21 protein-coding genes and 1 pseudogene are annotated in these 22735 nt (G+C 69.1%); 13 read left to right on the top strand and 9 right to left on the bottom strand.

Annotation, left to right across the window (positions count from 1 at the left end; translation table 11 throughout):
* Positions 1-32: 32 nt before the first annotated feature.
* The 3 genes and pseudogenes from DMH01_RS14360 to DMH01_RS14350 all read left to right on the top strand — a co-directional run.
* Positions 33-1418 (top strand): annotated as a pseudogene (locus tag DMH01_RS14360) (MFS transporter); the annotation flags it as partial.
* A complete protein-coding gene (locus DMH01_RS14355) occupies positions 1327-1605 on the top strand; it encodes a VOC family protein (protein ID WP_306856077.1) in 279 nt (92 codons plus the stop codon). The pseudogene DMH01_RS14360 and the gene DMH01_RS14355, both read left to right, overlap by 92 nt.
* A gap of 70 nt (positions 1606-1675) precedes the next feature.
* A complete protein-coding gene (locus DMH01_RS14350) occupies positions 1676-2449 on the top strand; it encodes a PE-PPE domain-containing protein (RefSeq protein ID WP_125676989.1) in 774 nt (257 codons plus the stop codon).
* 96 nt (positions 2450-2545) lie between these two features.
* Here DMH01_RS14350 and fusA read toward each other — a convergent pair whose 3' ends face one another.
* Complete coding sequence (gene fusA, locus DMH01_RS14345; RefSeq protein WP_125676986.1) at positions 2546-4585, bottom strand: elongation factor G; 2040 nt, start codon at positions 4583-4585, stop codon at positions 2546-2548.
* Between the two features lie 380 nt (positions 4586-4965).
* Here fusA and DMH01_RS14340 point away from each other — a divergent pair, with 380 nt between their 5' ends.
* From DMH01_RS14340 to DMH01_RS14330, 3 genes are all read left to right on the top strand, one after another.
* Positions 4966-5985 (top strand): sigma-70 family RNA polymerase sigma factor, encoded by a 1020-nt coding sequence (locus DMH01_RS14340; protein ID WP_125676984.1) that lies wholly within the window; start codon positions 4966-4968, stop codon positions 5983-5985.
* Positions 5986-6052: 67 nt separating this feature from the next.
* Complete coding sequence (locus DMH01_RS14335) at positions 6053-7468, top strand: MFS transporter (protein WP_125676982.1); 1416 nt, start codon at positions 6053-6055, stop codon at positions 7466-7468.
* Entirely contained in the window at positions 7465-8208 is a 744-nt protein-coding gene (locus DMH01_RS14330) for an isocitrate lyase/phosphoenolpyruvate mutase family protein (RefSeq protein WP_125676980.1), read from the top strand. The genes DMH01_RS14335 and DMH01_RS14330 overlap by 4 nt, the downstream gene beginning before the upstream one ends.
* Positions 8209-8230: 22 nt before the next feature.
* Here DMH01_RS14330 and DMH01_RS14325 read toward each other — a convergent pair whose 3' ends face one another.
* Positions 8231-9367, bottom strand: a complete 1137-nt coding sequence (locus DMH01_RS14325; RefSeq protein WP_125676978.1) for a serine hydrolase — start codon at positions 9365-9367, stop codon at positions 8231-8233.
* Positions 9368-9589: 222 nt separating this feature from the next.
* Here DMH01_RS14325 and DMH01_RS14320 point away from each other — a divergent pair, with 222 nt between their 5' ends.
* Positions 9590-10084 (top strand): hypothetical protein, encoded by a 495-nt coding sequence (locus tag DMH01_RS14320; protein ID WP_125676976.1) that lies wholly within the window; start codon positions 9590-9592, stop codon positions 10082-10084.
* Here DMH01_RS14320 and DMH01_RS14315 read toward each other — a convergent pair.
* Positions 10081-10443, bottom strand: a complete 363-nt coding sequence (locus tag DMH01_RS14315) for a hypothetical protein (RefSeq protein ID WP_125676974.1) — start codon at positions 10441-10443, stop codon at positions 10081-10083. The two genes, DMH01_RS14320 and DMH01_RS14315, sit on opposite strands and share 4 nt — an antisense overlap.
* Positions 10444-10513: 70 nt before the next feature.
* Between DMH01_RS14315 and DMH01_RS14310 the strand changes: the two genes are divergently transcribed.
* The 5 genes from DMH01_RS14310 to DMH01_RS14290 all read left to right on the top strand — a co-directional run bounded on the left by DMH01_RS14310 (position 10514) and on the right by DMH01_RS14290 (position 13359).
* A complete protein-coding gene (locus DMH01_RS14310) occupies positions 10514-10909 on the top strand; it encodes a GntR family transcriptional regulator (RefSeq protein WP_125676972.1) in 396 nt (131 codons plus the stop codon).
* On the top strand, positions 10906-11931 hold the full coding sequence (locus tag DMH01_RS14305; protein WP_125676970.1) for a DUF1648 domain-containing protein: 1026 nt from the start codon (positions 10906-10908) through the stop codon (positions 11929-11931). Before DMH01_RS14310 ends, DMH01_RS14305 begins: the two co-directional genes overlap by 4 nt.
* A 36-nt stretch (positions 11932-11967) precedes the next feature.
* Positions 11968-12228: a PASTA domain-containing protein gene (locus DMH01_RS14300; protein ID WP_199745490.1), complete on the top strand. Its 261-nt coding sequence runs from the start codon at positions 11968-11970 to the stop codon at positions 12226-12228.
* A 75-nt stretch (positions 12229-12303) separates the two neighbouring features.
* A complete protein-coding gene (locus DMH01_RS14295) occupies positions 12304-12654 on the top strand; it encodes a DUF5997 family protein (protein ID WP_125678749.1) in 351 nt (116 codons plus the stop codon).
* A gap of 483 nt (positions 12655-13137) precedes the next feature.
* Positions 13138-13359 carry a hypothetical protein gene (locus DMH01_RS14290; RefSeq protein ID WP_233621516.1) on the top strand — a complete coding sequence of 74 codons (222 nt, stop codon included), beginning with the start codon at positions 13138-13140 and terminating at the stop codon, positions 13357-13359.
* Between the two features lie 34 nt (positions 13360-13393).
* On the opposite strand, the gene DMH01_RS14285 is transcribed toward DMH01_RS14290, so the two are convergent.
* From DMH01_RS14285 to DMH01_RS14260, 6 genes are all read right to left on the bottom strand, one after another.
* A complete protein-coding gene (locus DMH01_RS14285) occupies positions 13394-14146 on the bottom strand; it encodes a LysR family substrate-binding domain-containing protein (protein WP_125676964.1) in 753 nt (250 codons plus the stop codon).
* 83 nt (positions 14147-14229) lie between these two features.
* Positions 14230-16953 carry an AbfB domain-containing protein gene (locus DMH01_RS14280; protein ID WP_125676962.1) on the bottom strand — a complete coding sequence of 908 codons (2724 nt, stop codon included), beginning with the start codon at positions 16951-16953 and terminating at the stop codon, positions 14230-14232.
* A gap of 9 nt (positions 16954-16962) precedes the next feature.
* Positions 16963-17955, bottom strand: a complete 993-nt coding sequence (locus DMH01_RS14275; protein ID WP_199745489.1) for an ABC transporter permease — start codon at positions 17953-17955, stop codon at positions 16963-16965.
* The gene (locus DMH01_RS14270; RefSeq protein WP_125678748.1) at positions 17952-18908 is read right to left on the bottom strand and encodes an ABC transporter permease; all 957 of its coding nucleotides are present in this window, start codon (positions 18906-18908) and stop codon (positions 17952-17954) included. Before DMH01_RS14270 ends, DMH01_RS14275 begins: the two co-directional genes overlap by 4 nt.
* 38 nt (positions 18909-18946) lie before the next feature.
* Positions 18947-20419, bottom strand: coding sequence for a sugar ABC transporter ATP-binding protein (locus DMH01_RS14265; RefSeq protein ID WP_125676960.1), 1473 nt, complete (start codon positions 20417-20419; stop codon positions 18947-18949).
* A 2-nt stretch (positions 20420-20421) separates the two neighbouring features.
* On the bottom strand, positions 20422-21489 hold the full coding sequence (locus tag DMH01_RS14260; protein WP_125676958.1) for an ABC transporter substrate-binding protein: 1068 nt from the start codon (positions 21487-21489) through the stop codon (positions 20422-20424).
* Between the two features lie 161 nt (positions 21490-21650).
* On the opposite strand from DMH01_RS14260, the gene DMH01_RS14255 reads away from it, so the two are divergent.
* On the top strand, positions 21651-22649 hold the full coding sequence (locus DMH01_RS14255; RefSeq protein ID WP_125676956.1) for a LacI family DNA-binding transcriptional regulator: 999 nt from the start codon (positions 21651-21653) through the stop codon (positions 22647-22649).
* Positions 22650-22735 lie beyond the last annotated feature (86 nt).

The raw sequence follows: 22735 nt of genomic DNA, 5'->3' as shown, positions 1-22735 counted from the left end.
CTTCGAGATCCCGGCTTGCTTGGATCTCGCGAGTGGGTGGGAGATCGCTGGGGCGACGGTTCGGCTGGCTGTGGGCGGCGTACGCGGCGAGCGCGTTCGGCACGAGGTTCGCGTTCGACGCGTTCAGCCTGATCGCCATCGTGGCGCTGGGCGCGGGCACCACGGAGGTTTCGCTGCTGGCGTCCGCCGGTCTCGTCGTGGGCGCCGTGGTCGCGCTGCCGCTCGGCCCCTGGGTCGAGTTCCGCCGCAAACGGCCGGTGATGATCGCGATGGATCTGATCCGGTGCGCGGCGCTGCTGACCGTCCCGGTGGCGTACGCGTTCGGGTCGCTCGGCTTCGGCCAGCTTCTCGCCGTGTCCGTCATCGTCGCCGCGGCCGACATCACGTTCCTGGCGGCCAGCGGGGCGTTCCTGAAAACCCTGCTGGCACGAGAAGATCTGCTGGTCGCGAACGCCCGGTTCGAATCGACGACCTGGACCGCGACCGTGCTCGGCCCGCCGCTCGGCGGTTTCGCCGTCGGTCTCTTCGGTCCGGTGATCACGATCGCCGCCGACGCGGTCAGCTATCTGCTCTCGGCGCTCGGGATCCGCGCGGTCGGTGGTTCGGAGCCACCACCCACGAAACGGGAAGGTCCTCGGCTGACCGGCCGCGACCTGCGGGAAGGCTGGCGGTTCATCCTCACCCACCCGTTGCTGCGCCCGCTGTTCGTCAACACCATCGTGGTCAACGGTCTGATCATGGCGACCGCGCCGCTGATGGCCGTCCTGATGCTCGGGCAGCTCGGCTTCGCTCCGTGGGAGTACGCGGTCGCCTTCGCCGTGCCCTGCCTCGGCGGGCTGATCGGGGCGAGGCTCTCCCGGACCGTGGTCGCCCGGTACGGCCGGGACCGAGTCCTCTTCACCGCCGGTTGGCTCCGGATCTGCTGGCCGGTCGGGCTGGTCTTCATCCAGCCCGGTGTGCCCGGGCTGATCCTGGTCATCGTCGTCGAATTCTGCCTGATCACCTGCATCGGCGTGTTCAATCCGGTGCTCGCCACCAGCAGGCTCGAACAGGTTCCCCTCGACCGCGCGGCACGCACGCTGTCGGCCTGGTCGATCGCCGGCAAGCTCACCACCGCGTCGCTGACCGCGCTGTGGGGCCTGCTCGCCGCGTTCACCGGACCGCGCGCGGCGGTCGGCATCGCCGGCGCGCTCATGCTCGCGACCCCGCTCCTGCTCCCCCGAAACCGTCGGAGGGCTGTGCCAGTATCGGCGCATGGCGATCAAGAGAGTGGTAGCCGACCTCGAGACCAAGTCCCTTGAGCAGGCGAGAGCCTTCTACGAGCGGGTGCTCGGTTTCGAAGTGGTGATGGATCACGGCTGGATCGTGACCCTGGCCGATCCGGAGCGGCCGGAGGTGCAGCTGAGTCTCATGACCCACGACGAGACCGCGCCCGTCGTCCCGGCCGTCTCGATCCAGGTGGACGACGTCGACGCGGCGTACGAGGAAGCGAAGGCGTCCGGCGCCGAAATCGTGCACGAACTGACCGACGAACCGTGGGGCGTCCGGCGGTTCTTCGTCCGCGATCCCGGCGGTCACGTGGTCAACGTGCTCGCGCACCGCTGAGGAGGTTTCATCAAAATTTCATGACTCGTCCCTAGCGTTCGAACACGCACCGTAGTCGAACGAAAGGACGATGAATGTGAAGAAGCTCAGGGGGGTCCTGGCGGCGGCCGCGCTGGCCGCCGGGCTGATCGGCGTCACCGCGCCGGCTGCCCAGGCCGACGATGCGCGCTACTACATCCTCATCGGTGGCACCTGCGACGGGGCCGCGACCGTCTACAACGACGCCTGGTTGCGGGGCGGGATCAAGAAGGTGGTCCACTACCCGGCGGGGGCCGCCGGAGCACCGAACTGCGACCAGACGCCGATGGACCAGAGTGTCGCGCGCGGGCACGAAGAAGCCCGTCGTGTCGCCCAAAGCTCCTTCGACGAGAACCCCGGCGCGGAATTCACCGTCGTCGGCTACTCGCAGGGCGCACTGGTCGCGAACCTGGTGCTGAACGACATCGCCGACGGGAAGCTGGCGGTGGACAAGTCGCGGTTCAGGGCGAAGATCTTCGCCGACCCGATGCAGCCCGTCGGTCCGCCGGGACGCGGGATCAGCGCGGTGCTCCCGCCGGGCACCGGGGCGCCGTCGCCGTTCGGCGGCTACGTGTCGTTCGGTCCCGGCCGCACCGACTTCGGCGGTATCCCGTACATCCGCTACTGCATCGAGACCGACGGTGTCTGCCACTTCGACACCATCGAAGCGCCGGGCGGGTACTTCGCCCAGCACCTGTGTTACCAGTGGGCCCGTCCCACGGATCACCGCTCGATCATGGAGGACACGATCGCGGACGGCGTGTACACCAACGGATCGCACGCGTTGCCGCGGCAGAACTGCCGTCCGCCGTGGCCGGTGGCGTGATCGGCTGAAGACGGCTGCCATCCGGCGCCCGATCGCCGGGTGACAGCGGTTCGGGCGATGGCCCGCCCACAGTTTCGTGGGCGGGCCATCGTCGAGCTACCGGACCGGTTGTCCCTCCGGTGCCGGGGCGTGGCCGGTCGGCCGGGCGGTGAAGGTGCCCCGACCCTGGGTTCGGCTGCGCAATCGCGTCGCGTAGCCGAACAGTTCGGCCAGCGGCACCGTCGCGGTGACCACGGTCGTTCCCGCGCGCACCACCGATCCCAGCACCCGGCCACGCCGGGCGGCGAGGTCGCCGAGCACCACGCCGACGGCGCTTTCGGGCACGGTGACGGTCACTTCGGCGACCGGCTCCAGCAGCGTCATCGCACCGGCGGCCAAAGCGGCCCGGAGCGCGAACCGCCCCGCCGTCCGGAACGCCATCTCCGAAGAGTCCTTCGAGTGGGTGGCCCCGTCGGTCAGCGTGACCCGAACACCGGTCACCGGGTGCCCGCCGAGCGGGCCTTCCGCCAGCGCGTCACGGCAACCGGCTTCGACAGCGCGGACGTATTCCCGCGGCACACGGCCACCGACCACAGTGGACTCGAACTCGAATTCCCCCTCCGCCAACGGTTCCGTGTCGATGACGACGTGGGCGAACTGCCCGGCGCCGCCGTCCTGCTTGACATGCCGGTAGACGAAACCGGACACGCCCCGAGCCACCGTCTCGCGATAGGCGACGCGAGGCCGCCCAACGCCGACGTCCAGGCCGTGGTCGCGCCGGATCTTCTCCACCGCCACCTCCAGATGCAGCTCGCCCATTCCCGAGAGCAGGGTCTGGCCGGTCTCGCGATCGGTCCGGATGACCAGCGACGGATCCTCCTCGACCAGCCGCGCCAGCGCCGCCATCAGCCGTTCCGTGTCGGGTCCCGTGCGCGCCTCGACGGCGACCGACACGACCGGATCGGCCACGACGGGCGGCTCGAGCAGGAGCGGCTTCGACGGCGTGCACAGCGTCGCGCCGGCCCGCGCCGTCTTCAGTCCGACCACCGCGACGATGTCGCCCGCGACCGCGCTGTCGACCCTGGTGTGCCGGTCCGCCTGGACCCGCAGGATGCGGCCGACGCGCTCGATACGACCGTTGCCCACGTCCATCACCGCCTCCGAAGTCCGGATCGTGCCCGAGTACACCCGCAGGTACGTCAACCGCCCGGTGGCCGTCGAGGTCACCTTGAACACCAGCGCCGCGAACGGCGCCGACGGATCGGCGGGCCGTTCCTGGACCGTGCCTTCGTACTCACCCTGGACCGGCGGGACGTCCGACGGCGAAGGCAAGTACGCCACCACGGCTTCCAGCAACGGCTCCACACCGCGGTTGCGGTAGGCCGAGCCGCACAGCACCACGACGCCGTCCCCGGTGCGGGTCAGGTCGCGCAGCGCCGAGACCAGCGTTTCCGTCGAAACCGCCGAAGACTCGCAGAACTCGTCCAGCGCGGCCGGATGGAGTTCCGCGACGGTCTCTTCGAGCAGACGGCGACGCCGGTTCGCTTCGTCCACATGGGACTCCGGAACCGGTCCTTCCTCGGCCCTCTCGGCGCCGTCGGCCCAGACGAGCGACCGCATCCGCAGCAGGTCGACGACGCCCGCGAAACCGTCTTCCGCCCCGATCGGCAGCTGGACCACCAGCGGACGCGGATGCAGCCGCTCCCGGATGGACTCCACGGCCGCGTCCAGGTCGGCGCCCGCGCGGTCGAGTTTGTTGACGAACGCGATCCGCGGTACACCGTGCCGGTCGGCCTGGCGCCACACCGATTCGCTCTGCGGTTCGACCCCGGCGACGCCGTCGAACACCGCGATCGCGCCGTCGAGGACCCGGAGCGACCGTTCGACCTCGTCGGAGAAGTCGACGTGGCCGGGGGTGTCGATCAGGTTGACGAGATGGCCGTCCCACGAACAGCTGACCGCCGCGGCGAAGATGGTGATGCCACGGTCGCGCTCCTGGGAATCGAAATCGGTCACGGTCGTGCCGTCGTGGACCTCACCGCGCTTGTAGGTGGTGCCGGTGACGTACAGGATCCGTTCGGTGAGGGTGGTCTTGCCCGCGTCGACATGGGCGAGGATGCCCAGATTGCGGACGGCGGACAGGGGGACGGTGCGCATGGCGCGGGCCTTTCGAAAGGAATCTCCGGAGCTCGGACTGCGCGATTCGGGCGAACGTGGGCAGGCGCCCTCGCCGTCGCGAGACGACGGGAAGAGGGCGCGAAAAAGTCAGGCGTTCGTCAACGGGCCGGTGCTAGCCGCGCGGCAGGCACCGGACGCGCGGAGACACGAGGATCACCTCGTAGCGGGCCGAGGGGACGACGACGGCGTGGTGATGACGCACTGTCCTGTCCTTCCTCGCCGGGATGATTCGCGGGGAGTTTAGCCACCGGAGCAGCGGGCCGGGAACCGATTTTCCGCGAGTTCGGAGGAATCCGACCAGTTTCCGGTGGCGGCGGTGTCCATCCTTTCGAGGGACACCACAGGAGAAAGGAACGGGCATGGGGGCGGACGAGCTGCTGAGCTTGGCGAAGACCGGTGACGGCGAGGCGTTCCGTGATCTCGTCGCGCCGTACCGCCGTGAGCTGCAGGTGCACTGCTACCGCATCCTGGGCTCCGTGCAGGACGCCGAGGATCTGCTGCAAGAGACGTTGCTGGCCGCGTGGCGCGGGATCGACGCGTACGAGGAACGCGCGTCCGTGCGGACCTGGCTGTACCGGATCGCGACCAACCGCTGCCTCAACGCGCTGCGGGCGGGCGGCCGCCGTCCGCACGACCACGCGGCCTACCGACCGGAGGTCCCGTTGCCCGAGCCGTCGCGCCGTCGCCCGGAGCCCAGCTGGCTGGAGCCCTACCCCGACGTCCTGCTCGACGGGATCGCCGATCCGAGGCCCGGCCCCGAGGCGCGTTACGAGACGAGGGAGTCGATCTCGCTCGCGTTCCTGGCGGCACTCCAGCAACTTCCACCGCGACAGCGGGCCGTGCTGGTGCTGCGGGACGTCCTCGGGTTCCGCGCCGCCGAGGTGGCGGGGATCCTCGACACCACGGAGAACGCCGTGACCAGCGCGCTGAACCGGGCACGTTCGGCGCTGGCCGAGGAAATGCCGGACGGCGGACGCGAGACCGCTCCCCTGCCGGATTCGCCGCGGGAACGCCGGATCGTCGACGAGTTCACCCGAGCCTTCGAGACCGGCGACGTCGATGCCATCGTGGCGCTGCTGACCGACGACGCGTGGCTCACCATGCCCCCGCTTCCTTGGGAGTACCAGGGCCCGGACGCCGTCGGGCACTTCCTGGCCACTGTCGCGCTCTGCGACGGACGCCGGTACTCGCTGGTCCCGACCCGCGCGAACGGTCAACCCGCCTTCGGCTGCTACCTCCGTGATCCGAGGACGCCGATCGGGCACGCGCACGGGGTGCTCGTGCTGGAACTGGCCGGTGACCGGATCACCGCGGTGACCCGGTTCCTCGACAACTCGCTGCTCGCCGCGTTCGGCCTTCCCCGCTCGCTGCGCGGCTGATCCTCCGCTCTTCCGCGGCCACGCCTGCCGGGCGTGTGCCCCGTCATGCCCGGAACAAGGAGAAACCTTGACCCCCAAACAGGCGTGGGCTCTGGGCCTCGCCTCATCGGCGTCGTTCATGATGGCGCTGGACAGTCAGGTCGTGACGACGGCGCTGGGCACGATCCGCCGGGATCTGTCCGCGTCGATCGAGCAGCTCGAATGGACCGTCAACGCCTACAACCTCAGCTTCGCCGTCTTGCTGCTCACCGGCGCGGCGCTCGGCGACCGGTTCGGCCGACGCCGGATGTTCGTCACCGGCCTCACGGTGTTCACCCTCGCCTCGGTGGGCTGCGCACTTTCCACCGACATCGGCACGCTGATCGTCGCGCGGACCGCGCAGGGTGCCGGTGCGGCGATGGTCCTCCCGCTGTCGCTCACCCTGATCAGCGCGATCTTCCCGCCCGAACAGCGGGGCAAGGCGATGGGGCTCTATCTGGGACTCACCGGGCTGGCGACGTTCAGCGGCCCGTTCATCGGCGGCGCCATCGCCGAAGGGCTGGCCTGGCAGTGGATCTTCTGGCTCAACCTGCCGGTCGGCGTCGTCTCCGTCCTGCTCACGCTCCGGCGCGTCGACGAAAGCACCGGACCGGCCACACGGTTCGACCAGGGCGGCGTCGTCCTGGTGACACTGGGATCGCTGGGCATCGTGTGGGGCCTCGTCCGGGGAAACCTCGCCGGCTGGGGCAGCGCCGAGGTCCTGGGCTCGCTGACACTCGGCGTCGTGCTGGTCGTCGCGTTCGTGTTCTGGGAACGGCACAGCGAAGCGCCGATGCTGCCGATGCGGTTCTTCCGGCTGAGGGCCTTCTCCACGGCCAACGCGGCGAACTTCTGTGTCTTCGCCTCGCTGTACGGCACGCTGTTCTTCCTGCCGCAGTACTTCCAGACAGCGCAAGGACTCGGGCCGTTCGAGGCGGGACTGCGCATGATGCCGTGGACCGCGACCCTGATGATCTGCGCGCCCGTCGCGGGCAAACTGGCGGACAAGTACAACGCGCGAACATTCGTGGCCGCCGGTTTGGTACTCCAGACCGCCGGAACGAGCTGGATCGCCCTGGTCGCCGGCCCCGGCACGAGCTACGCCGCCCTGCTGCCGGGGCTGATCGTCAGCGGTGTCGGCCTCACTTCGGCCATGCCCGCCGCGCAGCGTTCGGTCGTCGGGGCCGTCCGGCCGCACGAGATCGGGCAGGCGTCGGGCGCCTTCATGATGGTGCGGATCTTCGGCGGGGTGTTCGGCGTCGCGGTGGCGGTCGCCGTCTTCGCCGGCGCCGGAAGTCACGGGTCACCGGAGGACTTCGGCGGCGGTTTCACCGCGGCGATGGGCACCGTCGTCGCGTTCGCCTTCGCGGGCATGCTGGTCGCCTTGGGGATGCCGGGCAGGCGACCGGCCGGAACACCACGGGCACCTGCCCTGTCCGGTACCGATCGAGGAGGAAACCGATGACCGACCTGAACACTCGCGCCGAAACGCTCCGTGCCCTGCACAGCGGGGAAATGCTCATCCTGCCGAACGTCTGGGACGCCGCGAGCGCCGAAGTCGTGGCGGAAGCGGGTTTCCCCGCGATCGCCACCGCCAGCGCCGCCGTATCGGCGATGCTCGGCTATCCCGACGGCGAAGGCGCACCGTGGCGGGAAATGTTCGCGGCGGCGAGCCGGGTCGCCCGCGCGGTGTCGTTGCCGGTCACCGTGGACGCGGAGGCCGGTTACGGCCTGGCACCAAGGGAATTCGTGGACCGGCTGCTGGAGACCGGCGCCGTCGGCTGCAACCTGGAGGACACCGATCACCGGAGCGGCAAGCTGGTCGACGCCGACGAGCACGCCCAGCGGCTCGCGGACATCCGCTCGGCCGCGACCGAGGCGGGCGTTCCGATCGTCGTCAACGCCCGCGTCGACGCTTTCCTGGGTGACCGCGGGATCCCCGAGCCGGAAAGGCTTGCCGAGGCCATCCGGCGGGGCAGGCTCTATCGGCACGCAGGCGCGGACTGCGTGTACCCGATCGGGGTGCGACGCCGGGACGACATCACCGCGCTGGTCACCGAACTCGCGTGTCCGGTGAACGGCAACGTCGGCGACGAACTGGATCTGGCCGCGCTCCGGGATGTCGGCGTGGCACGGGTGTCGTACGGCCCGCGTTTCTATCGCGCCGCGCTGGAGGGTTTCCGGACGGCCATCGAGAACCTGTAGCCCGTGGGCCGGGGTGCGCCCGTCACTTGCAGAACGCGGTGTCCACAGTGGCCATGACCGCCTTGGAACCCTTCTCCGCGTCGCCGAAGGTGCCCGGCATCGCGGTCACGGCGAGCCCGACGATCCGGCCGTCTTCCGTGGCCCCACCGCGGGTTTCGAAACCGTGGATGTCCCCGCCGTGTCCCCAGTACACGCCGCCGCAGCTGAGCGGATTGCTCATCAGGCCGAGGCCGTATTTCGTGCCGGGGAACAGGGGCGCGTCGACCGTCTTCCGCATTTCGGCCAGCTGAGCGGCCGGCAGCAACCTGCCTTCGAGCAACACCTTGAAGAAAATACCGAGGTCGCTGGGCGTCGAGATCAGCTGCCCGGCGGCACCACCCCAGGACGGGTCCAGTTCGGTCGCGTCGATCACCTTGCCGGTGGCGGCGTTGCCGATGGCGTAACCCTGCGGATGCCGTCCCTGGATGGTCTGGTCGCCGACCTGCGGCCAATACGTGTGCTTCAGGCCCGCCTTCTTGATCACGCGTTCGGTGATCTGCTCCTGGATCGGGCGCCCGGTCACCTTCTCGATCAGCATGCCCGCCAGCAGATAGCCGGTGTTGCTGTACTCCCACTTGGTGCCCGGCGCGAACTTCGCCGGGTGGCTCAAGGCCGCGGCGAGCAGTTCGTGGTTCGGGACGTACCGGTGCTGCACCTGCTCGAAGTTCTCGAGCCCGAGGTACTCGGTGTAGTTCGGCAACCCGCTGGTGTGCTGCAGCAGATGCCGGATGGTGATCTTGCCTGCGTCGATGCCCTCGCCGCGCACGATCCCGGGAAGGTACTTCTCGATCGGCGCGTCCAGATCCACCTTGCCCTCGGCCACCAGTTGCAGGACCGCGACCGCCGTGAACGTCTTGGTGTTGCTGCCCGCCCGGACCGTGCCGTCCCGGGGAACCGGGACCTGGCGATCGATCCGCGAGGACCCCGCGACCAGCGACGCCGCACGCCTTCCGTCTGCCACATAGGCGAGTGCGGCGGGGAACTTCTCCTGACGCACCAACGCATCGAGGCCCTTCTGCACCTCCGTCCCCTTGGCCGGGGCGGCGTCCGCCGCCGTGGTCCACGCGGCGCCCATCAGGCCCGCCACCGTCAGGACCACGACGCCCTTGCGTACTGTCATTCGCACTCCTTGCTCGAACGGATCGACACTTCTGACTCTGGCCGGATCGGGCGCGAAGATCAGGAGTGCTGACTGCCGAATCCGGGGTAGCGCTGGCGCTACCCATGAGCGTCGGCGAATATTTTTCGGACCAGAATTCGTCCCACCATTGTCCGCGCGGGTCGCGGCTGGCTAAGGTCAGTTCGGAAAGTGGACTAGACCACCCGAGGCCGGGAGGCGACGATGCCCCTCGACGAACAGCAGACCTGGGCAATGCTGCGAGAGCTGGACGAACCCGGCCACTGGGAGGTGCCGCACGACTTCGACGGACCGGCCGAACGGGCCCGGTTCGAGCGACTGGCCGAACGACTCGGCCACCGCTTCGGCTGCACCTGCGAAGTCGACCGCCACGTCCAGGACGCCAGCCACCTCGGCAGGATCGTGATCCCGGCGAGCGCGACCTCCGCGCACGACCAGGTGACCGTCACCGTCAGCAATTTCGGCGGCCTCGTCGCGGTGACGCTGGGGAATCCGGGCAGCTACGACGAAGACGAAGAACGGGAGTTCTTCCCGGCACCGGTCCGAAGACAGGTCGAAGACGAGCTGGAAGCGCTCGGCTACCTGCCCGTCTCCGAACATCCGTTGTGGACCAAGTACACCGGGATCAGCGGATTCGACGCCCTCTATCCCCCGGACCGGCCGCCGTCGTGGTGGGACCGGTTCTTCGACTACCTCTAGACGTTGCTCGGCGCGAGCGCGTCGGCGAGTTCCGCCGCGTTCGGCGCACTGACGAGCACCTCGTCGAACGGGAGCCCGGCGACCCCGCGATCGATTTCGATCCGCAGCCCCGGCACACCCCTGCGGGCCGACACCAGCTGGCGCATCCCCGTGCCCAGCCCCCAGTAACCCACCTTCAGCACTCCGCTGATCAGAGCCCCGGCCCGGCCGCCGCGCGTCCGCCGCAAGGGCGCTTCGACGTACTCGACGACCTTGATCGCCGCCCGCGGCACGACGACTTCGTCGCGCCACACGGCCAGCCGCTCCCAGCCCGAGAAACCCACCCGGACTCCACCCTCGGTGATGTCCAACGTCGCCATCGCGACCACTTCCCTCCATAGCCATCTGATGTAGTTGTTATAGTAAGTGTATAGCAGATATCCTTACGAGGTGTTGCTGACTCTCGACCTCGACAGCGAGGTGCCGATCTACCAGCAGATCCGCGACCGGATCGTCGAAGCCGTCGCCGACGGCGTGCTGGCCGAGGGCAGCGCCCTGCCCTCCACCCGGCAGCTCGGCGCCGATCTCGGGATCAACTTCCACACCGTCAACAAGGCCTACGACCTGCTGCGGACGCAGGGCTTCATCCGGATCAACCGCAAGACCGGCGCGGTCGTCCGGCGGGACGCGTCCTCCGGTCCGGCGGACGACGGCTACGCGGACGAATGGCAGGAGCGCCTGCGCACCTTGCTCGCCGAAGCCGTCGCTCTGGGCCTGGGCCCGCGCGAGGTGACCAGCCGGTGCGAGTCCGTGCTGGACTCCTTCGCCGTGAGCGCCCGGCGATGACCGGACCGCTCTGGCTGAACCTGGCCCTGATCGCGTTCACCGCGGCCACCTTCGCCTCGGCACCCGCCCTGGCGCGGCCGACCCTTCCCTTCGGCGTCCGAGTCCCGGCCCGGCGCACCGGCGAGGCCGTCATCCTCCGCGCGCGGCGTCGCTACAACCGGGGAATCGCGGCGGGCGCGGTTGTCGCCTGCGCCGTCGTCCTCATCGACGAAATCGCGCCCGAGGTCGTCCTGGTAGGTCTCGTCGTCACCTATTCACTGCTCGGCGGCCTGGCCGGTCGTGCGATCGCCGCCGCGAAACGCCAGGAGGGCTGGTACGCCGAGACCCGGCAGGCGGTCACCGCCGACACCTCGCTGCGCTCGGATCCGGTCCGTCCACAGTGGATACTGCTGGTGCCGGCGGTGCTGCTGACCGTCGTCACGGCGGTCGTCGGCCTGGTCGAGGGCACGGCGAACTTTTCGACGGTCCTCACGCAGATCCTGGTTGTCGTGCTGATCCCGCCACTGACCATCGCGATCTCACGGGCCCGGCCCGAGATCGACGCCGCGCAGCCGTCGGCGTCGGCTTCGCGGTACAGGGAGTATCTGCACGGGGTGCTCAGCCTGCTGCTGATCTCCGCGGGCTGTGTCAACGCGACCATGCTCGTCCTTTCGCTCCAGCTGTGGGAGGTCATCGAGACGACGGTGCCGACGACGATCGTGGGCTACCTGCCCCTCCTCGCCGCGTTCATCGCGTGGATCGTCTTCTCCGTCCGGGCAGGCGATGCCGGCCACCGGTTGTCTCCCACCGGCGACGAACCGGAGACCCGGTACGAACAACGAGACGACGACCGCCACTGGCACGCCGCCGGGATGGTCTACCTGAACCGGAACGACCCCGCGCTCCTGGTGCACCGGCGGGTCGGGACGTACTGGACGCTCAATCTCGGGCATCCGATCGCCTGGGTCGTCCTCGCCGCGGTCGCCGTGGCCGGGGTGCTCGCCGGATTCGGTGTCGTGACCCTCCCGGCGAAGGGCGCCTGACGGTACCCTGGCCCTGGGTGAGGAACCGTGGCCGTGGTGCCCGACTTCGTGGGAAAGCAGGCGCTCGACGCCTGGCTCTCCGGGCATGACGCGGGCCTGTCGCTGCAAGGCCCCGATCCGGACAGCCCGCATCCCCTGCTGAACGGCCAGGTGGTCGCGCAGGTGCCCGCGGCCGGGACGCGGCTGCCGCGGTGGAGCGTGGTGACCGTCTGGATCACCGGCGGCGGTGACCCCGCCGGCGTCCGCGAGCCGCGGCGTCCCCCGCCGCACCTTCTCGAAGACCAGGCCGAGGGCTGATCACCGGGTGTGATCGGCGGTGCCCGGGCCGCTCGTTACCCTGAGGGAATGACGTCGCAGAAAACCCCTCAAACGATGAAGCCCGCGACAGCGGCGAAGAAGCTGGGTGTGTACTTGGAGGCCACCCCGGCTGAGTTCCAGGAGGGTGTCGTCTCCCGCGACGAACTGAACGCGCTGCAGGCCGAGCCGCCCGAGTGGCTGCGGGAACTGCGCCGCAACGGGCCTCACCCGCGTCCGGTCATCGCGGCGAAGCTGGGCGTCTCCATCAGCGGCCTGGCGCGCGGCGGGATCACCGGCGCCCTCACGACCGAGCAGATCGACGCGGTCAAGAACGAGAACCCCGACTGGCTGAAGCGGGAGCGCGAGACTCTGGCCGAGGTCCGCAAGGAGGAGGCGCGCCTCAAGGCCGCCCGCAGCGAAAGCTGACCGCGACGACGGAGAGTGCTGGACCCGCGGAAAGCACAGGCCCAGCACTCCGTCGGCACAGCGCGAACACGCCGGAGTTCCCGGTGACCGAGTAGGTCGTTTGCGCGTGAAGGCCCCCTTCCCTCGGCTCAGCCGAGGGAAGGGGGCCTTCACGCGCGTCGGGGTGCGGACCCTGCGGATAGGCGAGGAGCGAACTCACGTGATTAGAGCCGTAACTCGCGTGATTGGAGGCGTAACACACGCGCCGGCCGTCATCCGGCTCCAGACACGCGAGATACGTCCCCAGACACGCGAGTTGCGCCTCCAATCACGCGAGTTACGTCTTCGGACACGGTCCAGGGCCGAGGCGGCACCGGGTTTCTACCCGCTTCGCCTCCTGAAAAGGGAGCGGGGAACCCGGTAGCGACCTGCCCTCATGAACCCATGGACGGCGCGGGCCGGGACCCCCGATGGCCGGACCTCACGAATGCTGTCCATTGGCTGGTGGACGACACCCCGTGGGACTTGGTGGATCCGGTCACGTCGATCGGGACGATCCTCCGTGACGGTCAGGAGAGCGACGTGATTCGCGACGTCGTGGCCGCGGTCGTCGCCGTGTCGGAGCGCCAAGGCTCCATGAGTTCGGACGCGGCCTGGTTCAGTGACAGCGGCTGGAGCGAGGTTCGGCGACTCGCCACGAAGGCGCTCGCCTGCCTCGCACGGTGAACCGTGGCTATGCGCTGCCGCCGCTTCCAGTCTCTTAACTGCGACGACGGGGTTTGCCGCGCTTCCCGCCCTGGGGAGCGCGGCGATTCCCGGCCTGCGGCTTCCGGCCGGCGGGCTGGGGACGTTTGCCCTTCGCCGGGGCCTTCTTCTCCGGCGCCTGCTTTTCCGGGACCTGCTGCCGCCCGCGCGTGCTGTTGACCGTGCGGCCGCGCACGATCCCGATGAACTGTTCCATCAGGTCGGTGGTCTCTTCGTCCGGCCACGACAACGCGACACCGGATTCGGGTGTGCCGGAGATCGGGCGGTAGGTCAGGTCACGCCGGTGGTGCAGCCGCGCGAGCGACTGCGGGACGACCAGGAGCCCGACACCGGCGGCGACCAGCTCGATGGCGTCCGCCGTGGTGGCGGGGCGCTCCAGCGCGGGTTTCCCCGGCGGCGCGTCCCAGTCCAGCGTGTCGTCGAGCGGGTGCAGCACGATTTCGTCGGCGATGTCGTCGACGGTGACCTCGTCCGCGGCGGCGACCAAGTGGTCCTTGGGGACGACCACGACGGTCGTCTCGGTGTAGAGCGGGATCGCGTGCAGTCCCTCGCGATCGATCGGGAGCCTCAGCAGGACGGCGTCCACCTCGCGCTCCCGGACCAGCGCGGCGGCCTCGGCCGCGGTCGTCTGAACGAGTTCGAGCGGGACGTCGGGCGACCGCTCATTCCAGATCCGGACCCACTTCGAGGGCGTCACGCCGGGGACGTACGCGAGTTTGAAGGAGGCGGGTGTGTCCGGGCCGGTCATGGGGACAAGGTTACCGGGAGTGGTCATCGCCCTCGTGAGTGGCAAGGACGGCTCTAACCGTCCTTGCCACTCACGAGCCGGGACTACGGAGCCCAAGCCGCGGAGACCGCCCAGGTCACGTCCTGGTCGTACGAGACCGGGTTGTCGAACAGGTGGCCACCGCCGCTGGCGGCGACGTAGACCTCCTCGGCGTAGTGCCGCATGTTCGTGCCCAGTTCGTTCACCGACGCCAGCCGGACTCCACCGGCCACGGGCTGGGCGCAGAACGTCGCGTCCTTCCGGAACAGGTCGGTGTTGTCGTTCCCGCCCAGCCGCACCCGGAAGTCCGCGTGCCGCAGGAACTGGCCCGGATAGTTACGCGCCTCCAGCGAGTAGCACGACGGATCCGCGAGGCCGCGCCGCACGAAGAACGTCGCATCCGCCTTCAGCAACGCCGCGCTCCCCCCGTTCACCACGTCCGTCCTCGCGAGACCGTCACGGTGCCGCAAGAAGCGGTCGATGAAGCCGGGTGTGGTCACCTTGAACGATCGCGCCTGGTCCAGCGGCAGATCCGCGCCGCTGCGCCAAAGCGGGACCGACGCCGCCCACGTCGTGTCCGCCGCGAAACTCGACGGCGTGTCCCACGGGTTCGGCCCGCCGCTGCGCGCGAGATAGACGGTCGCGGCGTAGTGCCGGAGGTACGCGCCACGCTGGTTGAAGGACTCCAAGGCCGTTCCGCCTGCGCCTTCCCTCGCGCAGAAGGTCGCGTCCCCGGCGAACATGGTCGATCCGTCGTTCGCGTCCTTGCGGATCCGTGAAGACGAATGCCGCAGGAAATGCCCGGGGTAGTTCCGCGACTCGAACGACAGGCACGACGCGTCGGCCAGCCCCTGGCGGGCCCAGAACGTCGCGTCCTTCTTGGCGAGGTCCGCACTGCCCTCGCCCAAGACATCAGTCCTGACGAAGTCGTCCTGGTGCCGCAGATAGCGATCCGTGTACCCCGCCGTGGTGACCCGCAACGACACGAGTTCACCCCGGCCCACCTCGGTGCCCTTGGCGATGGCGAGCACCTTCTGGTTGATCTCGCGCACCCGCGCCTCGGTCATCTTCAGCACGCGACGGTCGTAGGTGTAGAAGCCGTTGACCTCGTTCTCGACGTCGTACGGCTCGGTGTAGACCGACGCGGAAAGCCCGCGGCCGTGCACGAACCGCCCGACCTGCTTCGTGATCTCCACGTACCGGTTCGTCAGCGACGTCTCGTCCGGATACAGAGCGCCGTACGCGAAACCCTTGCCCGGTTCCCATTCGTGCCCGACGACGCGCCTGCCGAGCCCGCCGTACTCACCCAGCACGGCGATCCGGCGCGCGTCGGGTTGCCTCGTACCGGTGGAGACCTGGTACGCGTGGTCGTCGATCACGTCACCGTTGCCCGGATCCGGATCGGACACACAGCAGTTGGATCCCGAGTTGTGGTTGATCAGCCGGGTGTCGTCGATCGAGCGGACCAGGTCCACGATGCGCCCGGCCTCGTATTCTCCCCAGCCTTCGTTGAACGGGACCCATTGCACGATCGAGGTGATGCTCTTGTGCTGCTCGATCATCCGCCGCAGTTCGGCCTCGAAGTTCGCGTGCCCGTTCGGGACCTCGTCGATCGAGTCGAGCGACGGCATGTCCTGCCAGACCATCAGCCCGAGCCGGTCGGCGTGGTAGAACCACCGCGCGGGCTCGACCTTGATGTGCTTGCGGACCATGTTGAAGCCCAGCGCCTTCTGGCGTTCGAGGTCGAACCGCAGCGCCTCGTCGGTCGGCGCGGTGTAGATGCCGTCCGGCCAGTATCCCTGGTCCAGCGTGCCCAGCTGGAAGACGAACTTCCCGTTGAGCAGCGGCCGCAGCACGCCGCCGACCATCGCCTTGCCCAGCGACCGCATGCCGAAGTACCCGGTGACGACGTCGCCTCCCGGCAGCCGGACACGCAGGTCGTAGAGGAACGGGTCGTCCGGCGACCACAGTCGCGCGTTCGGCACCGGCACCCGCAGGCGGGAACCGACGGCACCGGTGGCGGTCCCGACCACTTGACCACCCGAAAGGACTTCGGCGGTCGCTTGCTGCCCGGCGGTCCCCTGGACGACGAGGTCGAGCGCGCCGCCGGGAACATCGGGGGTGGTGTCGAGCCGCGTGATGTGCTCGGCCCGCACGGGTTCCAGCCAGACGGTCTGCCAGATCCCCGACGCCGCCGTGTAGAAGATGCCGTCGGGCGTCTTGCGCTGCTTCCCCACCGGGTACCGGCTTCCGTCGACTGGCGAGGCGACGCCGACGACGATCTCGTTCTCCCCCGCTTTGAGCCCCGGGGTGATGTCGAACGAGAAGGCGTCGAAACCGCCGGTGTGGCTCCCGACCGGCGTCCCGTTGACCCAGACCCTGGTCTCCCAGGTGACGGCACCGAAGTTGAGCTTCACCCGCCGACCGTCCCAAGTGGACGGAACGGTGAACGCCCGGCGGTAGAACATGTTGTCCTCGTGCCGTTTGATCCCCGAAAGCATCGACTCGATCGGGTAGGGCACGAGGACGTTCTCGCCCAGAGGCCTGCCGATCGGCGGCGAGTTCAGGTTCGGCGCACCGGTGAAACCCCAGGTCCCGTTGAGGTTGAGCCACTCCGAGCGCACCAGTTGCGGGCGCGGGTACTCGGGCAGCGCGTTCGACGGGGAGACCAGGTCCGTCCACGGGGTCGGGAGCGGGACCGGAGCGGCTTGGGCGACGGGGACGAGTGTCGTCGCGGCGGCCAGCAGACCGGCCACGACGCTCAGGGCGCGCACGGTTCTTCGGTGCATGCGATCTCCCTATCTCCGGGCGGTCGTACGGGCCAATGACCGTTGCAGCACAACGACCACCAAGAGGAACGCACCGCTGACCACCGACTGGTAGTTGCTGTCGAGGGTTCCTATCTGGTTGATGACGTTCTGGATGACCGTTCGGATGCCCACGCCGATGACCGTTCCGAGAATCGTGCCCATCCCGCCGGTCAGCAGGGTGCCGCCGATGACGACGACGGAGATGGCGTCCAGTTCGAGGCCGACCCCGATCACCGTGACGCCGGATTGCAGGTACGCCGCGGTGAGCGCGCCCGCGAGCCCGGAAAGGACGCCGCTCATCACGTAGACGGTGACCTTGGTGCGCGCCACCGGCAGTCCCATCAGTTTCGCGGACTGCTCCGAGCCGCCGGTCGCGAACACCGACTGGCCGAACCGGGTCCGCCGCAACAGCAGCCCGCCGACCAGGCAGAGCGCCGCCGCGATGAACACCGGATAGCCGAACCCGAACAGCGTGCCGCGCCCTAGCTCGACGAACGCCTCGCCTTCCGGGATCTTGTACGTTGTCGCGCCCTCGCTGGTGATCGCGAGCAGCAGCCCGCGGGCGAACAGCAGGGACGCCAGCGTGACGATGAACGGTGCCATCCCGGTCTTCGCGACGAGCAACCCGTTGATCAGGCCGATCAGCCCGCACACCGCCAGCGGCAGCAGCAGCGCGACGAGGAATCCCCATTGCGACCCGTAGGCGGCGAGGACCCCGCCGAGCGCGTAGACCGACCCGACCGACAGGTCGATCCCGCCGGTGATGATCACGAACGTCATCCCGAGCGCGATGATGGCGAGGAACGAGCTCTGCAACGCGATGTCGCGCAGGTTGTCCAGGCTGCCGAAGCGCGGGAACAGCAGCCACGCGACGGCGACCATGAGCACCAGCGCGATCGCCGCGCCCTGTTTCTGCAGCACTCCGGTCATCAGCTCGCGCCGCGTGGAGTCCTGTGCGGCCATCGTGGGCGCCGCGGTCATCGGCTGCTCCGTTCCCGTGCGACGTACACCGCGCCGACGATGATCGCGGCCTGGATCATCTGCGCGGTCGAATCCGGCAGGTTGTGCTTGATGAGCGTGGCGCGGACGAGCTGCATGAGCAGGACACCCATCACCGTGCCGAGGATGCGGACCCGGCCGCCGGTCAGCGGGGTGCCGCCGACCACGACCGCGGTGATCGCGGACAGTTCCATCAGCAGGCCGGCATCCGCGGGGTCGCCCGCGCCGAGCCGGGCGGTGGAGAGCACCCCGGCCAGTGCCGCGAGCAGCCCGCAGATGGCGTAGACGCCGATGAGGACGCGGGTGACCGGCAGCCCGGCGAGTACGCTGGCCCGCCGGTTGCCGCCGATCGCGACCAGCCGCCTGCCGAACGCCGTCTTCCCGACCAGCGCCGCCATCAGCACGGCCAGGACGGCCGCGATGAGCACGCTCACCGGGATCCCGAGCACCTCGCCGGTGCCGAGCGCCAGGAAACCCGGATCGTGCAGCTGGATCAGCTGGCCGTCGGCGAGCACCAGCGCGAGCCCGCGTCCGCCGACGAGCAACGCCAGCGTCGCCACGATGGGTTGAATCCCGACTCTGGCCACGAGAACGCCGTTGAACGCCCCCGCCGCCAGTCCCGCGGCGAGCGCGATGGCGACCGCGGGCAGCGTTCCGTAGCCGAGGTACAGCGGGACGAGCGCGGCCGACAGCGCCATCACCGCGCCCACCGAAAGGTCGACGCCTTCGGTGCCGATCACCAGCGCCATCCCGAGCGCGACCACCAGTACCGGCGCGGCCTGGATGAGCTGGGTGCGGAAGTTGCCGACGGTCAGGAAGTTCGCCGTGAACGCGATGTTGAACAGGACGAGCGCGACGACGGCGACGTACACGCCGTACTCCTGCAGCCATCGCGCCACCCGGGTCCGGTCCACCGTTTTCGCCGTCTCCGTCATGGTGGGCCCCGGTTCCTCCGTTCTTCGCTGGGTGCTGGTCATTCCGCGCCTCCCGAAGCGATCGCGGCCAGCACGTGGTCCTGGGTGAGCTGGTCCCCCGTCAGCTCCCCGACCACCGCGCCGTCCTTGAGCACGATCAGCCGGTCGGCGCCGTCGAGGAGTTCGTCCATCTCCGAGGAGATCAGCAGGACGGCGAGCCCGTCTTTCGCGAGTTCGTCGATGAGCGCCTGCACCTCCGCCTTCGCGCCGACGTCGATGCCCCGGGTCGGCTCGTCGAGCAGCAGCACTTTCGGTTCGGTGCAGAGCCAGCGGGCGAGCAGCACCTTCTGCTGGTTGCCACCGGAGAGCTCCGCGACCTTCTGATCAGGACTGGACACCTTGATCCGCAGGCGTTTCACGAACGTGTCGACGATGCGGTCCTGCCGGGCACGGCTGACCAAGCCGAAACGGGACAGCTTCGGCAGCGCGGCGAGCACGATGTTCTCCCGTACCGAGAGATGCGGGATGATGCCCTCGGTCTTGCGGTCTTCGGCGAGCATGCTGACCCCCGCGCGCATCGCGGCGGCCACGTTCCCTTGCGGGACCTGCTTTCCCCCGACGAGGACGGTGCCACCGGACAGCGGCAGATCGCCGACGATCGCGCGCGCGGTCTCGGTCCTTCCCGAGCCGAGCAGCCCGGCGAGGCCGACGATCTCGCCGGGTTTGATCTCCACCGAGACCCCTCCCAGCCGGTTGCCGCTGGTGAGGTTCTCCGCGCGCAGCACCGGCTCCCGGCCCGCCTCGTGGTCGCCCTCGAAGGCCGTCGCGCCGTGCGAACGGATGTCGCCGACACTGCGGCCGAGCATCATCGACACCAGTTCCAGCCGCGGCAGGCCGGCGAGCGGTCCGGTGTGGACCCGCTTGCCGTCCCGCAGCACCGTCACGCGGTCGCAGATCCGGTAGAGCTCGTCCATCCGGTGGCTGACGTACACGATCGCGATCCCGCGTTCGTGCAGCCTGCCGATGACCTCGAACAGCGTCTCGACCTCGCGCGGTTCCAACGAGGACGTCGGCTCGTCCATGATCACGACGTCGGCGTCGACCGACACCGCTCGGGCCAGCGCGACCATCTGCTGCGCGCCGACACCGAGTGTCCCGAGTGGACGGCGGACGTCGGTGTCGATGCCGTAGTCCTTCAGCAGCGCCGCCGCGTCGGCGTTCATCCGCGCCCAGTCCACCAGCCCGAACCGCTTCCGCGGCTCGCGGCCGAGGTACACGTTGCTCGCCACGCTCATCAGCGGGATGAGGTTGACCTCCTGGTAGATCGTGGAGATCGCGCCCCGCGCGTGGATCGTGCCGGAATCCGGCCTGTGCACGCCGGTGAGCACCTTGATCAGCGTCGATTTGCCGGCGCCGTTCTCGCCCACCAGCGCGTGCACCTCACCCGGCCGCAGCGCGAACGACACGTCGTCGAGCGCGCGCACCCCGGCGAACGTCTTCGTCACGCCTTCGACCTCGAGAACCGGTTCCATCGTCAGTACGCGTTCCCGAGCTTCTGGGCCGCGTTCGCCGAGTCGTACTGGTCGTCGGAGATCACCACGGTCGGCGGGATCTCTTTGCCCGCGGCGAAGTCCTGCAGCGTGGAGAAGGCGAGCGGGCCGAAGCGCGGGTTGGACTCGATCACCGCGTTGTAGCTGCCGTCGGCGATGAGCTGGACGGCGTTGCGGGTGCCGTCGATCGAGACGATCTTGACGTCCTTGCCCGGCGTCTTGCCCGCGGCCTTGAGCGCCGTGACCGCGCCGATGCCCATCTCGTCGTTCTCGGCGTAGACGGCGGTGATCTCCGGGTTGCTCTGGATCAGCTGCTCCATGACCGCCTGCCCCTTGGACCGGTCGAACTCGCCGGTCTGCTCGGCGACGATCTGGATCCCCGTGGTCGAAGCGAGCTCGTCCTTGAAACCCTTGGTGCGGTCGGTGGTCACGTTGTTGCCGGACGCGCCGAGCAGGATCGCGACCTTGCCGGTGCCGCCGGTGGCCTTCACCATCTCCTGCGCGGCGCGCTTGCCCTGCTCGACGAAGTTGGAGCCGATGAAGGTCAGGTAGTCGGTGCAAGGCTGCGAGGTCACCTTGCGGTCGATCGTGATGACCGGGACCTTCTTGGCCTTCGCCGCGTCGAGGGCTGGCTGGAGGCCGTCGGAGTTCAGCGGGGCGACGATGAGCAGTTGCGCACCCCGATCCAGCAACGACTTGATGTCGCTGACCTGCTTGTTGAGATCGCTCTGCGCGTTGGTGATCAGGAGTTTGTCCGCCGGGACACCGAGTTTCGTCGCTTCGTCCTTGATGGACTGCGTCTCGGCGATGCGGAACGGGTTCGCCTCCTTCTCCGACTGGGAGAAGCCGATGACCGCGTTCTTCACGTCCACCTGCGGGTAGCCGGTCTTCTCGCGGGCGCATCCCGGCCCCGCGGCCTGGTTCGGCGCCGCCGAAGCGGCCGGTCCCGCCCCCGACGGGGCGGATTGCTGGGTCTCGCGGCTGGTGCAGGCCGTCAGCGCGAGCGCGAGGCCGGTCACCAGGAGCAGGGTGCGGCGGATGGGCAGGGACATCGATCGCTCCTCGGGGAAGTCGAGCACACGGATCTGCGGTGACCCATGTCACTCATAGGGACGATGCCAGATTTACATCGTTGGTACAACGTTGTAAATCCGCCGTTCGCGCGGCTAGGCTGTGCCGGATCTGTGCCGGAGCACTGCAGAGGGGAGCGAGGGTGGCCACGCTCAAGGACGTCGCCAAGCTGGCGGGCGTCTCGGTCAAGACCGTGTCGAACGTGGTCAACGGCTACGACTTCGTCAAGCCGGAGAACCGCAAGCGCGTCGAGGAGGCACTGGCGTCGACCGGATACCGGCCCAACCTGGGCGCCCGCAACCTCCGCCGCGGCCGCACCGGGTTCCTCGGGCTGATGCTGCCCGAGCTGAGCATCCCGTACTTCGGTGAGCTGGCGGGACTGGTGCTGCAGGCGGCGCAGGAACACGAGTGGAACGTCCTCATCGAACAGACCCTCGGCACCAGGGAGCGCGAGCGCAACACGCTGTCCGCGCTCGGCCCGCATCTGATCGACGGCGCGATCATCAGCCCCGAAGCGTTGCACACCAACGACTTCGAGGATCTGGCGCCGGGCGTGCCGCTGGTGATGCTCGGCGAGCACGTCGTCGACGTCCCGATCGACCACGTCGGCATCGACAACGTCCAGGCCGCCAGGATCGCGGTGCGGCACCTGATCTCGCTCGGCCGCCGCCGGATCGCCGCGATCGGCGCGCATCCGCAACGCCACACGGCCGCGCAACGATTGGAGGGCTACCACTCCGCGCTCGAAGAAGCGGGACTCGTGCCCATCCCGGAACTCGTCCTGCCCGCCCTGCGCTACCACCGCGCCAACGGTGCCGAAGCGATGACGCATCTCCTCGCGCTGCCCGAACCGCCCGACGCGGTCTTCTGCTTCAACGACCTTCTCGCCATCGGCGCCCTGCGCGCCGCGGCCGAACGCGGCGTCCAGGTGCCGTCGGACATGGCGATCGTCGGCTTCGACAACAACGAGGAGAGCGCGTACAGCCTGCCGTCGCTGACGACGATTGCGCCGGACAAGGCGGCGATCGCGCGGGCCGCGGTCGACCTGCTGCGGCGGCGTATCGCGGGCGGGAGCGACCTCGAACCGGAAGACGTCCAGACGCCGTTCTCGCTGGAGATCCGGAACAGCACCATCGCCTGACACCGCGTTCAGTCCTCTGAATGCGGTAATTGCACGCGCAACCACCGCATTCAGAGGACGAAACGCGTAACTCGCGTGATCAGACG

Origin of the sequence: Amycolatopsis sp. WAC 04182 (assembly GCF_003947465.1) — a bacterium.
Lineage (GTDB): Bacteria > Actinomycetota > Actinomycetes > Mycobacteriales > Pseudonocardiaceae > Amycolatopsis.
The sequence above is the reverse complement of the archived record's forward strand: the minus strand, read 5'-3'. Positions and strand labels throughout refer to the sequence as shown.